Source organism: Thermoanaerobacterium thermosaccharolyticum DSM 571 (assembly GCF_000145615.1).
In the GTDB taxonomy this organism is placed as follows: Bacteria; Bacillota; Thermoanaerobacteria; order Thermoanaerobacterales; family Thermoanaerobacteraceae; genus Thermoanaerobacterium; species Thermoanaerobacterium thermosaccharolyticum.
Genome location: NC_014410.1, coordinates 1410272 through 1424605 on the forward strand (window position 1 = coordinate 1410272; position 14334 = coordinate 1424605).

Annotated in this window: 12 protein-coding genes; all 12 read right to left on the reverse strand. The window is 32.3% G+C overall.

From position 1 onward, the window contains the following. Positions 1–103 precede the first annotated feature (103 nt). Entirely contained in the window at positions 104–2209 is a 2106-nt protein-coding gene (locus TTHE_RS06965) for a polyribonucleotide nucleotidyltransferase (protein WP_081441846.1), read from the reverse strand. A gap of 77 nt (positions 2210–2286) precedes the next feature. Beyond that, the gene (gene rpsO / locus TTHE_RS06970; RefSeq protein WP_013297885.1) at positions 2287–2553 is read right to left on the reverse strand and encodes a 30S ribosomal protein S15; all 267 of its coding nucleotides are present in this window, start codon (positions 2551–2553) and stop codon (positions 2287–2289) included. Between the two features lie 100 nt (positions 2554–2653). Next, positions 2654–3586 (reverse strand): bifunctional riboflavin kinase/FAD synthetase, encoded by a 933-nt coding sequence (locus TTHE_RS06975; protein WP_013297886.1) that lies wholly within the window; start codon positions 3584–3586, stop codon positions 2654–2656. Next, positions 3587–4456, reverse strand: coding sequence for a tRNA pseudouridine(55) synthase TruB (gene truB / locus TTHE_RS06980; protein ID WP_013297887.1), 870 nt, complete (start codon positions 4454–4456; stop codon positions 3587–3589). A 5-nt stretch (positions 4457–4461) separates the two neighbouring features. Beyond that, positions 4462–5415 carry a DHH family phosphoesterase gene (locus tag TTHE_RS06985; protein WP_013297888.1) on the reverse strand — a complete coding sequence of 318 codons (954 nt, stop codon included), beginning with the start codon at positions 5413–5415 and terminating at the stop codon, positions 4462–4464. After that, entirely contained in the window at positions 5412–5771 is a 360-nt protein-coding gene (gene rbfA / locus TTHE_RS06990; RefSeq protein ID WP_013297889.1) for a 30S ribosome-binding factor RbfA, read from the reverse strand. Before rbfA ends, TTHE_RS06985 begins: the two co-directional genes overlap by 4 nt. A 14-nt stretch (positions 5772–5785) precedes the next feature. Next, positions 5786–7846 carry a translation initiation factor IF-2 gene (infB, locus tag TTHE_RS06995; RefSeq protein ID WP_013297890.1) on the reverse strand — a complete coding sequence of 687 codons (2061 nt, stop codon included), beginning with the start codon at positions 7844–7846 and terminating at the stop codon, positions 5786–5788. Further along, positions 7833–8153, reverse strand: a complete 321-nt coding sequence (locus TTHE_RS07000) for a L7Ae/L30e/S12e/Gadd45 family ribosomal protein (protein ID WP_013297891.1) — start codon at positions 8151–8153, stop codon at positions 7833–7835. The genes infB and TTHE_RS07000 overlap by 14 nt, the downstream gene beginning before the upstream one ends. Beyond that, a complete protein-coding gene (gene rnpM / locus TTHE_RS07005) occupies positions 8146–8415 on the reverse strand; it encodes an RNase P modulator RnpM (RefSeq protein ID WP_013297892.1) in 270 nt (89 codons plus the stop codon). Before rnpM ends, TTHE_RS07000 begins: the two co-directional genes overlap by 8 nt. 16 nt (positions 8416–8431) lie before the next feature. Next, a complete protein-coding gene (gene nusA, locus TTHE_RS07010) occupies positions 8432–9469 on the reverse strand; it encodes a transcription termination factor NusA (RefSeq protein WP_013297893.1) in 1038 nt (345 codons plus the stop codon). Between the two features lie 18 nt (positions 9470–9487). Further along, positions 9488–9943, reverse strand: coding sequence for a ribosome maturation factor RimP (gene rimP / locus TTHE_RS07015; protein ID WP_013297894.1), 456 nt, complete (start codon positions 9941–9943; stop codon positions 9488–9490). Between the two features lie 147 nt (positions 9944–10090). After that, the gene (locus tag TTHE_RS07020) at positions 10091–14323 is read right to left on the reverse strand and encodes a PolC-type DNA polymerase III (RefSeq protein WP_013297895.1); all 4233 of its coding nucleotides are present in this window, start codon (positions 14321–14323) and stop codon (positions 10091–10093) included. Between the last annotated feature and the right edge of the window lie 11 nt (positions 14324–14334).

A 14334-nucleotide genomic window follows, 5' to 3' on the forward strand; every position in this document is an offset into this window, starting at 1 on the left:
TTTTATTAGATGGTGTTAACATATATTACATTTTTATTAAATTAAATGGCAAGTTAACTTTTAAATTAAATAAAAAACATAAACCATAAGTGGTTTATGCATTTTACATTTCCTTGTCATTTTTAGATTCGTCTGGCAAAGCATCTTTCCTTGATAAATTTATTCGTCCTTGTTTATCAATCTCAGTTACTTTTACTAAAATTTCATCTCCTATGTTTACAACATCTTCAACTTTATTTACATGTTTTTTATCTAATTTTGAAATATGCACTAAGCCTTCTTTTCCGGGTGCAATCTCAACAAATGCACCAAATGAAGCAATTCTAGTAACCTTACCTAAATATATTGCACCAACTTCCACATCTTTTGTTATAGCTTCAATAATCATTTTTGCTTTTTCGCCTGCTTTTAAATCAGTAGATGATATAAACACTCGTCCATCATCTTCTATATCTATTTTGACACCTGTATCAGCAATTATTTTATTTATTGTTTTACCACCAGCTCCAATTATATCCCTTATTTTTTCAGGGTCGACATTTAAGCTAATTATTCTTGGAGCATAAGGAGATAATTCCTTTCTAGGCTCTTTTATTGTTTCTAACATTTTATTCAATATAAAAAGTCTACCTTTTCGTGCTTTTTCTAGTGCTGCTGATAGAATGTCGCGATCAATACCAGCAATTTTTATATCCATTTGAATTGCTGTTATTCCTTTTTCAGTACCAGCTACTTTAAAATCCATGTCACCGAGAAAATCTTCTATTCCTTGTATGTCTGTCAGAATCGATACCGTTTCACCTTCTTTAATTAGTCCCATAGCAACACCTGCAACAGGCGCTTTAATCGGGACACCAGCATCCATAAGAGCCAGTGTGCTTCCACATACACTTGCTTGAGAAGTAGAGCCGTTTGAACTTAGTACCTCCGATACCAATCTTATTGTATATGGAAACTCTTCTTCGGATGGTATCATAGGCTCTAGTGCTCTCTCTGCTAACGCACCATGTCCAATTTCCCTTCTTCCAGGACCTCTTAATGGTCTTGTTTCACCAACACTAAAAGGAGGAAAATTATAATGATGCATATATCGCTTAGATTCTTCATCACCTAATCCATCTAATATTTGTATATCTCCAAGCGGTCCTAATGTTGCGACTGTCATCACCTGTGTTTGTCCACGAGTAAAGACTGCTGAACCATGTGTCCTAGGCAAAACTCCTATATCACAAGTTATAGGCCTGATATCATCAAGTCCTCTTCCATCTACTCTTATTTTTTCTTCAGTGATCATTTTTCGCATTTGCTCTTTTGTAATTGTATATAGAACCTCATCAATATCAGCAAGGTTATCTGGATATTCATCTTTAAAATGCTCCAATACCTCTTCTTCAACTTTGTCTATGTTATCATTTCTTTCCTTTTTTTCCTCTGTTCTAAGTGCATTATATATTTTTTCTGTTGCAAATTCTCTGACAAGGCGTTCTAAATTGCTATCTATTTCATGTATTGTTACTTCTGCTTTAGGAAGCCCCACTTCTTTTACAATTCCCTCAATGAAATCTACTATTTTCTTTATGTACTCATGAGCATACATAATTGCATCTAACATTACTTCTTCTGGAACTTCATTAGCACCTGCTTCAACCATCATAATAGCATCTTTTGTACCAGAAACAGTCAAATGGAGATCGCTTTTTTCCCTTGTAGCCAAATCAGGATTAATTATAAATTTTCCATCTACTAGCGCTACTGACACGGAACCCGTAGGGCCATTAAATGGAATATCTGATATAGATAATGCAACTGAAGACCCTATCATAGCTACAATCTCTGGCTGTACATCAGGATCAACAGACAAAACAGTAGCAATAACTTGTACGTCGTTTCTATAACCATGAGGAAACAATGGCCTTATAGGCCTATCTATCAATCTTGATGTTAAAATAGCTTTTTCTGTAGGCTTACCTTCTCGTTTAATAAAACCACCTGGTATTTTACCCACAGAATACAGCCTCTCTTCATAATCAACGCTTAACGGAAAAAAATCAACGCCTTCTCTCGGCTCTTTTGAAGCGCAAGCTGTTACTAATACCACTGTATCACCATATCTAACAAGTGCACTACCATTAGCTAGTTGCGCAAGCTTTCCAGTTTGAACTATTAATTTTTTTCCAGCAAGGTCAAGTTCGAAATTTCTTTCCATAATATCCTCCTTTCATTCTTAATATATTTTTTTCATTTAACAAAAGCTTTAATACAGAAAAAAGAGCGAGGTTACCCGCTCTATTTTCTTAAATCTAACTTTTCAACGATGGCACGGTACCTGTCCATATCCTTCTTCATTAGATAATTTAATAATCCTCTTCTTTGACCAACCATCTTAAGCAAACCACGTCTTGAATGATGATCTTTTTTATGAACTTTTAAATGTTCATTTAAAGAATTAATCCTCTCAGTTAGTAATGCGATCTGAACTTCTGGAGATCCAGTATCCTTCTCATGGATTCTGTTTTGTGCAATTATTTCATTTTTTCTTTCTTTGTTTAACATGATTTCACCTCCGCTTTTAAATTCGCCGAATAGCATTGATACCGCCGGTGAACGAATATCAAAGCTATGGTAACTACGGATATAATTTTATCATAAAAATTTAATTATGTAAAATATAATTATGAGATTTTGCAAATATATAATCTTCTTTCATTTGCTCTATGAGTTCTTCTTCACTATTAAATTTTATTTCATCGCGTATACGCTTAATAAATTCAACTTCTATAAACATACCATAAATATTTTTATTAAAATCTATTATGTATGTTTCTACAGACAAATTATTGACATTAAAAGTAGGATTAATACCAACATTCGTTATGCCCAAAAAATATTTATTAAGTATTTTTACTTTTGTTAGATATACACCATTTAAAGGCAGGATATAATCTCTATCAATGCTTATATTTGCAGTTGGAAATCCCAGCTTTCTTCCGACCTTTCTCCCGCTAATGACATAACCTTCTAAGCTGAAATATCTTCCAAGACACTTGTTGGCTTCTTCAATTTTACCTTCTTGAATCAAAGAACGTATATAACTGCTGCTAATTACGATTTCATTCAACTTCACAGGTTCAATGACTTCTACTTTATAATCATAGATTTTAGAAAAACTCTTAAGCAGCTGAATATCGCCACTGGCCCTGTAACCGAATCTATAATTTTCTCCTACTATAGCAATTTTCATATTTAATTTGTCAATGAGAATATCTTTAATAAAATTTTCAGGTGAAAGTAATGAAAAATCTTTATTAAAGTCATAAATTATGGCATAATCGAGCATAAACTTAGAGAATTCCTCTAATTTTTTTCTATTAGTTATTAAAAGTTTAGGAAATTTATTTTCACATATCGTCTTCATTGTATGCTGTCTAAATGTGAAAGCAGAGCTTGATATTTTGTTAACCTTAGATAATTCAATGGCTTTTTTTATTAATTCTTGATGTCCAAGATGAATTCCATCGAAATTTCCAAGAGCGATCACCTTTTTATCATTATACTTTTTTATATTATATTCATCGAGTATTACCAATTAGTCATCAGCTCCAACTAATAATCTTTCAACATATATTTTAGAACTATCTACTTTGCCAATGCCAATAAACAAATTATCTGGATTATACAATTTAACAAAATTAGAATTTACGTCTAAATAATTGTTTTCTATCGGGCGCCCATGTATTATTTTTTTGTAGTCAAAATTATTAAGGTAAACATCCGGAAATGGCAAAACATTACTCATTTCAATCATGTTGTATTTATCAGTCTTAATATCTTCTAATGTGTATGAATTCTCTAGTGAAAATGGCCCAACACTTATTCTAATTAACATTGACATATATCCTGCGATATTAAGCTTATCACAAACATCTCTTACAAGAGCCCTTATATATGTGCCTTTTGAGCACTTTATATCAAACATAATTCTGTATGGTATATCATATGATACAAGTTTTATATCATATATGCATATTGGTGAAGCCTTAATTTCAATACTTTTACCTTCTCTCGCATATTCATAAAGTTTTTTTCCATTGATTTTTTTTGCAGAATAAATAGGTGGTACCTGTAAAATATCACCTTTAAATTTCGTTAGAACTTCTTGTATTCTATCAATAGTAAAAATTTTTACAGGTGTTGCATTTGTTATGTTTCCAAACTTATCAATACTGTCTGTTGAAAATCCAAAAGTTATCTCTGCCCTGTAAGTCTTGCTTTGTGATACTACATACTGGGATAGTTTAGTTGCTTTCCCAATACATATAGGCAAGACGCCAGCTGCTCCTGGGTCAAGTGTCCCAAGATGTCCTATCTTTTTTATGTTAAATTTTTTTCTTAAAAATGATACAACATCATGTGACGTCATACCAGGTGGTTTTAATACATTTAAAAATCCATCCATTAATATCACTCATTTAGCTCATTTTTTATTAATTCTAAAACTTCATTTTTTACCTCATTTATACTGCTATTTTTTGAAAAACCCGACGCTCTAACGTGCCCACCACCATTAAATTTTTGGGCAATTTTATTTACATCTACGTAATTTTTCGATCTTAAGCTACCCTTTATCAAACCGTCTTTTTCTATCAACATAACTGCGACTTCCACACCATCTATGTCTCTTCCAAAATTAATAATATTCTCAACATCTGATATCTCTGTTCCCGTTTCTATAAAATCTTCTTTTTTTAATTCCATATATGCAACTTTTTTATTAAAATAAAGTTCCATTTTGTCTATAGCTCTGCTTATTAATTTTAGTTTGCTGTATTTTATGTTGTGAAAAATTATATCAGAAATTTTGCTTACAGAGACCCCGTTATTTATTAAATCACCAGCAACTTCATGAGTAAATGATGTTGTTGAACTGTACATAAAATTCCCTGTGTCTGTAACAACGCCTACATATAAACTTTCTGCTATTTCTTGATCTAAATCAATACCTAGTATTTTTATTAACTGATAAACAATCTCTGCTGATGAAGCTGCATTTGTATCGACATAATTCATATTAGCGTACAAAGTATTTGATACATGATGATCTATATTTATTGACTTAGGAACTACTCTTAATAATTCTTTTGCACTTCCCATTCTCTCAGCATCTGCACAATCTACTGCTATGAGTAAGTCTGCCCTTTTATTGATCGGTTTTGTGATTTTATCTGTGTACGGCATGAACTTATAAATATCAGGCACAACATCATCGATGAATATAGATATATCCTTATCCAATTTCTTCATTGCTTTATATAAAGCTGTAATACATCCAATACCATCTCCATCTGGTGATACATGTGTTACGGCAATTATTTCTTTTGCTTCATTTATGGAATCTAATATGTCGTTTAAAATCATTTGTCTTCACTCTCTTGTTTATCTAATTCTCTCAATATCTTTGAAATATGGGCGCCATATTCTATCGAATTGTCTATTTCAAATATCAATTCAGGAGTATATCTTAATTTAATTCTTTTGCCGAGTTCATGCCTTATAAAACCTGTTGCGCTCTTTAACCCTTCTAAAGTACTTTTTTTCTCATCATCATTGCCATAAACGCTAATATAAATTTTTGCATACCTTAAATCCTTTGTAACTTCAATATCGGTTATGCTTGTCATATTACTGATTCTTGGGTCTTTTATTTCTTCGAAGATCATTTTACTTACTTCTTTTTTTATTTCTTCTGACAATCGTCCACTTCTGTAATGCACTTTTATTCATCCTTTCAGCGGGGTATTTCCTCCATCTGATATGCTTCAAGCACATCGCCTTCTTTTATATCATTAAATCTTTCAATGCCAATTCCACATTCAAATCCAGACTGTACTTCTTTCACATCGTCTTTAAACCTCTTCAGAGAAGATATCTTTCCTTCGAAAATCACTATGCCATCTCTTACAACTCTTATATTTGCATTTCTAATTATTTTTCCTTCTATAACATAACATCCTGCTACATTTCCTACATTAGGAACTCTAAATACAGCTCTAACTTCAGCTTTGCCTAACTCTTTCTCTCTGAATTCTGGTTCTAGCATACCTTTCATTGCTGCTTTTAAATCATCTATTGCATCATAAATTATTCTATATAGCCTTATATCGACTTTTTCTTTTTCAGCCAGAGATTTAGCTTTGCTGTCAGGTCTTACATTAAAACCTATTATTATAGCATTAGAAGCAGAAGCAAACATAACATCTGTTTCAGTAATAGCTCCTACTGCTCCATGAATAACTCTAAGTCTTACATCATCATTGCTTAATTGCTCAATCGAATTTTTTAAAGCCTCCACAGAACCCTGAACATCCGCTTTTAGAATAATATTAAGTTCTTTGACATTACCCTCTTTTATTTGATTAAACAATTCATCAAGTGATATTTTCTGCTTTTGCATTATTTCTTCTTCTCTGTACTTTTCTTTGCGTTTTTCTGCAATCGAACGAGCTTTTTTCTCATCATCCAATACTACTAGTATGTCACCTGCTTTTGGAACATCTGATAAACCCAAAACCTCAACAGGAATCGACGGTGTTGCTTTTTTTACTTTTCTTCCTTTATCATCAAACATGGCTCTTACTTTGCCATAAGCTGTTCCAGCGATTATTACATCTCCCGTCTTAAGGGTTCCCTTTTGGACTAAAACTGTCGCAATAGGACCTCTATTTTTATCAAGTTGTGCTTCTATTATTGTCCCTCTAGCTGGCCTATTTGGATTAGCTTTTAATTCTAACATTTCCGCTTCTAATAATATCATTTCCAATAAATCGTCAAGTCCTATATTTTTCTGTGCTGAAACATTGACACAGATTGTATTACCACCCCAATCTTCGGGTATTAAGCCTTGTTCAACTAATTCTTGTTTTACTCTATCCGGATTTGCATTTGGTTTATCAATTTTGTTTATAGCAACAATTATAGGAACATTGGCAGCTTTTGCATGATTGATTGCTTCTATTGTCTGAGGCATTACGCCATCGTCAGCGGCAACAACTAGCACTGCAATATCTGTAACACTAGCACCTCTTGCTCTCATGGCTGTAAATGCTTCATGTCCAGGTGTATCTAAAAATACAACCTTCTTCCCATTTATTTCTACAACAGATGCCCCAATATGCTGCGTTATTCCACCTGCCTCATGCTGAGTAACATTTGTTTTCCTAATCGCATCCAATAAAGATGTTTTCCCATGATCTACATGCCCCATAACAGTCACGACAGGAGGCCTCGGAAGAAGATCTTTTTCATCATCTTCTCTATCTAAAATTTCAAGATCATCTTCATTTTCTTCTTTTTTTTCTAATAAAAAACCATATTCTTCAGCAATTTGTGAAGCATTTTCATAATCTATTTGTTGATTTATGGTTACCATTATTCCCTTTGCAATTAACTTTTTAATGATATCTGATGGGTTTATTTTCATTTTTTCAGATAGTTCTTTAACAGTAATAAACGCAGGTATTGATATTATCTTAACCGTATCATTTTGCTGTACATTCATGTTATTTTCTTTAGCTTTTTTGCCATCAGATTTTTTCTGTTTTTTAGTAGATTTTTTTGAAGGTTTTTCATTAATTTCTTCATATTCATCTAATAAATCATCTGTTTCTGTTTTTTCCTTTTCAGTTAACAAATCTATTATTAAACTTACTTCATCGTCTTCTAAAGTACTCATATGGTTTTTCACATTAATATCTAAATCATTGAGCTTTGATATCAATTCTTTACTAGTTAATTTTAATTCTTTCGCTAATTCATAAACTCTAGTTTTTGACATTTTATTCACCTCCATTAGTTAGAACCTCCTCTGCTTCAATTATTAATTTGTTGGATAGATTAACATCTGTAATGCCAATTACTGCTGTATCACCTTTTCCTATACTTTTCCCTATATCTTCTTTATTTCCTACTATTAAATATGGGATACTCTTGCTATTACATAAATTTATAAATTTTTTCTTTGTATTATCGGAAGCATCTGTAGATATTATAACTAAACAAACCTTTAAACTGACAACACCTTTTTCAACTCCAAGACTTCCAGCTAATAACTTACCAGCCTTTCTGCACAATCCCAACATTGAATAAAATTTATTCATTTGAAACCTCTTTTCTCATTTGCTCAATAATATCTTCAGTCAGCGAAGTTTCTAATGCTCTTTCTATTTTTTTTGACTTTAAAGCCTTTTCAAGACAATCAATGTTTTTACATATATAGCAACCTCTTCCTGACATCTTTCCTGTAAGATCGACTTGGATATCATTGCTATGAGCTTTTTTGACTATTCTCAATAGTTCTTTTTTTGGTTTCATCTCTTGACAACCAAGGCACATTCGCATAGGAATTTTTTTTGCCTTCATATTCACCACCCCGACATTAAGATTTGGACGCAGATTCACTTGTTATATCAATTTTCCATCCTGTTAATTTAGCAGCCAGTCTTACATTCTGTCCCTCTTTGCCAATCGCAAGAGAAAGCTGATAATCGGGAACAACAACTCTGGCTATTTTTTCTTTTTCATCAATATCTATACTTAAAACTTTTGCCGGACTCAAAGCATTAGTCACAAATTCTTGTGGTTTTGAGCTCCACTTTACAATATCTATTTTTTCACCTTTCAACTCATTTACAACCGCTTGTACCCTAGCACCTTTATATCCAACACAAGAACCCACTGGATCTACATTCTCATCTTTCGTGTATACAGCCATTTTGGTTCTTGAACCTGGTTCTCTTGATATACTGCGTATTTCCACAATTCCTTGCTGTAATTCTGGCACTTCCATTTCAAAAAGTCTTTTTACAAGGCCAGGATGTGAACGAGAAATCAGTATTTGTGGCCCTTTTGTTGTCTTTTTTACTTCGACTATATAAACTTTTATTCTGTCTCCATGATTATAAGTCTCATTTGGTATCTGTTCATTCGGTGTCAATGTCGCTTCGGCTTTCCCTAAATCCACCAGTACGTTTTTTCTTTCAATTCTTTCTACTATTCCAGTTACAATCTCTGATTCTTTACTCAAGAAGTCTTCATATACTATGCCACGTTCTGCTTCTCTTATTCTCTGAACAACAACTTGTTTCGCATTTTGAGCTGCTATTCTTCCAAAAGATTTTGGTGTAACTTCGATATCAACGACATCACCAACTTGATATTTTTTACTTAACTTTTGAGCATCTTCTAAACTTATTTCGAATAAATCATTATAAACATTCTCAACAACAGTTTTTTGTGCATAAACTTTAACATCGCCGGTTTCTCTATCCATTTTTACTTTTACATTCTGAGCAGTTCCATAATTTTTTTTATATGCTGAAACTAAAGCAGCCTCAATTGCTTCAAACATCGTGTCTTTAGGGATACCTTTATCTTTACAAATTTGATCAAGTGCCTCAATAAATTCACTATTCATTAATCTCCCTCCTTCAATTCAAAATTTAATTACAGGTTTAACTAAACTTATATCGTTAATATCAAACTCTTTTCTTTCACCATTGTCCGTTATTACTACTTTGTCATTAATTAATCCCACAAGCTCTCCTTCATACTTTTTCTTTTTATCTATTGGCTGATATAATGAAACTTCAACTAAACTACCTTTAAATTTATCAAAATCTCTTTGCGTCTTTAATGGTCTATCTATACCAGGTGATGATACTTCAAGTATGTAGCTATTTTCTATTGGATCCACTTCATCAAGTTTTTCACTAAGATACTCACTAATTATTTGACAGTCGTCTAAACTAACTCCACCCTCCTTATCTATATAAACTCTTAAATACCAATTGTTACCTTCTTTCTTGTATTCAACATCAACCAATTCAAAATTGTTTTTCTCTATAGCAGGAGCAACAAGATTTCTTGTTAACTCTTCAATTCTCGACAATCTGATTACCTCCTTATCTTATCTTCCTAGTTTAATTTTGTGTAAAAAATACAATTATATAATACGAAAGAGTGGGAAATCCCACTCTTAAGCTTAATTTCTATTTTGCCATAACAATTATAACATACACAAATAACCAATGCAACACTAAAATAAACTTAATTGGTTTGATTCAGGTACATCCTGCAAACATCTGTGTTGTTTTAAAATGTCAATTACCGTCTTGCTAATTCTGGTTCTATTTCTTAAATCTTCTATAGACAGGAATTTCCCGTTTTTTCTCTCTTCTGCTATTATTTTTGCAGCCTGTTTTCCAATTCCCTCTAAAGAATTCAATGGAGGCAATATCCCGTCTTTAGTAATAAGAAATTTAATTGCATCAGATTTATATAAATCCACATCGGTGAATTTTAAACCTCTTAAATACATCTCTAGTCCAACTTCCAGTATTGTCAATAATCCCTTTTCTTTAGCTGTAGCATTATTTCCTTTTGATTCAATCAACCTTATATTCTCTTTTATCTTTTCTATAGAATTCATTATATCTAAGTTAAACTCATCTGCTCTAACTGTAAAATATGTTGCATAAAATGCCTCTGGATAATGTACTTTAAAATAAGCAATTCTAAAAGCCATAATTACGTATGCAACAGCATGCGCTTTAGGAAACATATATTTAATTTTTTTACAAGATTGTATAAACCAATCTGGAACATCATGTTTTTTCATCTCTTCAATTTCTTCATCTTTTATGCCTTTTCCTTTTCGAACACTTTCCATTATTTTGAACGACAATTTTTTATCCATTCCTTTGCTGATAAGAAACAACATTATGTCATCTCTCGTAGAGATTACTTCTTTAAGGGTTGCCTTCCCTTCTTTTATAATGTCCTGTGCATTATTTAGCCACACATCAGTACCATGTGAAAGACCACTAATTCTGACAAGCTCAGCAAATGTTGTAGGTTTAGTGTCTACAAGCATTTGCCTTACAAATCTGGTACCAAATTCAGGCAGACCCAAAGTGCCAACTGTGCAATTTATATCTTCTGGCTTAATATTAAGCGCGTCAACACTTGTAAATAAACTCATCGTCTCTTTATCATCTAATGGTATTTCTCTTGCATTAACACCTGTCAAGTCCTCCAACATTCTAATTACCGTCGGATCATCATGACCTAATATGTCGAGTTTTAGCAATCTCCCGCTTATAGAATGATAATCAAAATGGGTTGTTATTATATCGGAGTCTTGTGCATCCGCAGGATGCTGTATTGGAGTAAACTCATAAATATCTCTGTCTTTAGGTACTACCATGACACCGCCGGGATGTTGGCCGGTTGTTCTCTTTGCGCCAGTACAACCCATAACCAATCTTTTGATCTCTGCATTGTGCACTAATAAGTTTTTTTCTTCAAAATACTTTTTGACAAATCCATAAGCAGTTTTATCGGCTAATGTACCAATAGTACCTGCTCTAAATACGTGTCCTGTGCCAAAGATTTCTTCCGTATATTTATGAGCTATTGGTTGATAATCGCCAGAAAAATTGAGATCTATATCAGGTTCCTTATCACCTTCAAAGCCGAGAAATACTTCAAATGGTATATCATGACCATCCTTTTTCATCTTTGTACCACAATTTGGACAATTTTTATCAGGCATGTCCACACCGGAACCATAACTTCCGTCTAAAGCGAATTCGGAATATTTACATTGAGGGCATATGTAATGTGGTGGCAATGGATTTACCTCTGTTATTCCACTCATAGTTGCCACAAATGACGAACCAACAGAGCCCCTCGAACCGACTAAGTAACCATCATTTAAAGATTTTGTAACTAATTTTTGTGCAATAATATACATCACAGCATAGCCATTATTTATGATAGAGTTTAACTCCTTGTCTAACCTCTTTTCCACTATTTCTGGCAACTTTTCACCATATATTTCATGCGCTTTATTAAGTGTCAATTTTCTTAATTCTTCTTCTGCGCCTTCTATTGACGGAGGAAAAGTACCATCAGGAATTGGTTTAACATCTTCTATTAATTCAACTATTTTATTAGGATTGTCAATAACTATTTCTTTAGCAGTTTTTTCATCAAAGTAATTAAACTCACTTAACATTTCTTCTGTTGTTCTAAAATACAATGGAGGTTGTCTATCAGCATCTTTAAACCCCTTTCCATACATCAATATTTTCCTATAAACATCATCCCAAGGATCTAAAAAATGCACATCACAAGTGGCAACAACAGGCTTTTTAAAGCGCTTTCCAAGTTCATAAATGCGCTTATTTATTTTTATCAGTTCTTCTTTACTATTGACTTCGCCTTTATCGATTAAAAATTCATTGTTGCCTAGCGGCTGTATTTCAAGATAATCGTAATACCTAATTATTTCTTGCAATTTGTCGTCATCAAAATTTGATATCAATCCTCTAAAAACTTCACCCTGCTCACATGCAGAGCCGATTAACAACCCTTCTCTCATTTGTGTTAACAAACTTTTAGGAATTCTTGGATTTCTGTGGAAATATTCCAAATTAGACTTTGATACTAATTCATATAAATTTCTTAATCCTTTCTGATTTTTGACAAGTATTATTACATGATATGTAGGCATTTTTTTTATGTCAACTTTATTCTTCAAATAACTATTTATTTCATTTACTTTTTCTATGCCGTTCTCTTTCAACTTATTAATACTTTTAAGAAAAATTTCAGCAGTTGCTCTAGCATCATCTACAGCTCTATGATGATTTTCAAGTGAAACTCCAAGATGCTGTGCTACAGTGTCCAATTTGTAATTTTTAAGATTTTCATACATATGTCTGCTTAACTCTAAAGTATCTAAAACAGGATTGTCCACTTCAATACCAAGATTTTTAGCTTTTGTTTTTATAAACGTCACATCAAAGTTTGCATTATGTGCTACAAGAGTAGAACCTTTTATAAATTCCAAAAATTTAGGCAAAACTTCATCAATTGGTGGATATCTTTTAACCATATCATCTGTTATTCCAGTCAATTTTGTTATAAAGTTTGATATATGAATTTGTGGATTTACAAAAGTCTCAAATGTATCTACTATTTGGCAATCCTTTATCTTAACGGCGCCAATCTCAATAATACTATCATTGATACTTGACAAACCGGTAGTTTCAATATCGAATACAACAAAGCTGTCATCAATAGTTCCTGATGCGTTTCCACTGACGATCGGAACACCATCGTTGACAAGATAGCCTTCCACACCGTAGATGACTTTGACACCATATTTTTTAGCAGCACTCTGAGCTTCAGGATAAGCTTGCAAGACTGCATGATCTGTTATCGCTATGGCCTTGTGCCCCCACTCAGATGCTCTTTTAATTAAAGACTCAGCAGAACTTACGCCGTCCATACTGCTCATTTGGGTGTGTACATGCAATTCTACTCTTTTTTCTGGTGAATTGTCAATTCTCATAATTTTTTCAGCAACTTCAATATCTTTCGCATTTATGATTAAATCTCTTTCATATTTATCGTATATGACTGTTCCACGTACTTTAACGCAGCTTCCTACTTTTAATTTATCTTTAATTGCATTGTACTTTTCATCACTGAAAAATGCTTTAACTGAAAATGATGACGTATTATCTGTTATATCAAATGTCGTCAAGTATTTAGATTTAATTTCTCGTAATTCTAATGCAAATATTTCTCCTTGTATTGTTACATCATCGCCTTCTTGAGATATTTCAGAAATTTTTATGACTTTTGAATTTATCTCTTTGCCAAGTAAAACTTTTTTGTCATCATTATTGACATCGCTTGCTGCCTTTTGTGTATCTTCAGTTGGAGTTGTAATTATATTATTTACAATCATTTCTTCGTCTTTTTGTATCTTTTTATTAACTTTACTATTTAATGACTCATCAAAACCTAAAATAAGTTCTACATTTAAGCCATAATATTTTTTTATCAATTCACAAATATATATATTGATTTTATTTTTCTTTAAGAAATTGTAGGCTACTTCATTTGACGCTTTTATTAAAACCTGTTGGTTGTCTTCTATACAGATATCACAAGACTTTATAAAACTTAATGTTCCAGGGTATTTTTCACTTGCTTTTTTTACAATATCCTCCCAATGATCACTTATAATCGAAGAAATATCATTGATATCTGAACCTTTAAATTTAAACTCTATATTTTGTAATTGTGGAATTTTTGATTTAATAGTAGATTTTAAATTTTCTAATTTCGTTATTTCTTTTTCTAAATTAAAAGGTAAATACAATATAAGCTTTTTTTCTTTCAAGGAAAGACTTATTTTATTTATTTCTACATCGTTTATACCGAGATCATCTTTAAAAAAAGAAGGTAGCATTTAAATGCACT

What these genes read in the sequence shown, in the direction of transcription:
- rnpM (WP_013297892.1), bottom strand. Translation starts at nt 8,415, where the DNA reads ATGAAGGCAAAAAAAATTCCTATGCGAATGTGCCTTGGTTGTCAAGAG.
- TTHE_RS07000 (WP_013297891.1), bottom strand. Translation starts at nt 8,153, where the DNA reads ATGAATAAATTTTATTCAATGTTGGGATTGTGCAGAAAGGCTGGTAAG.
- rpsO (WP_013297885.1), bottom strand. Translation starts at nt 2,553, where the DNA reads ATGTTAAACAAAGAAAGAAAAAATGAAATAATTGCACAAAACAGAATC.
- TTHE_RS06985 (WP_013297888.1), bottom strand. Translation starts at nt 5,415, where the DNA reads ATGATTTTAAACGACATATTAGATTCCATAAATGAAGCAAAAGAAATA.
- nusA (WP_013297893.1), bottom strand. Translation starts at nt 9,469, where the DNA reads ATGAATAGTGAATTTATTGAGGCACTTGATCAAATTTGTAAAGATAAA.
- truB (WP_013297887.1), bottom strand. Translation starts at nt 4,456, where the DNA reads ATGGATGGATTTTTAAATGTATTAAAACCACCTGGTATGACGTCACAT.
- infB (WP_013297890.1), bottom strand. Translation starts at nt 7,846, where the DNA reads ATGGAGGTGAATAAAATGTCAAAAACTAGAGTTTATGAATTAGCGAAA.
- TTHE_RS07020 (WP_013297895.1), bottom strand. Translation starts at nt 14,323, where the DNA reads ATGCTACCTTCTTTTTTTAAAGATGATCTCGGTATAAACGATGTAGAA.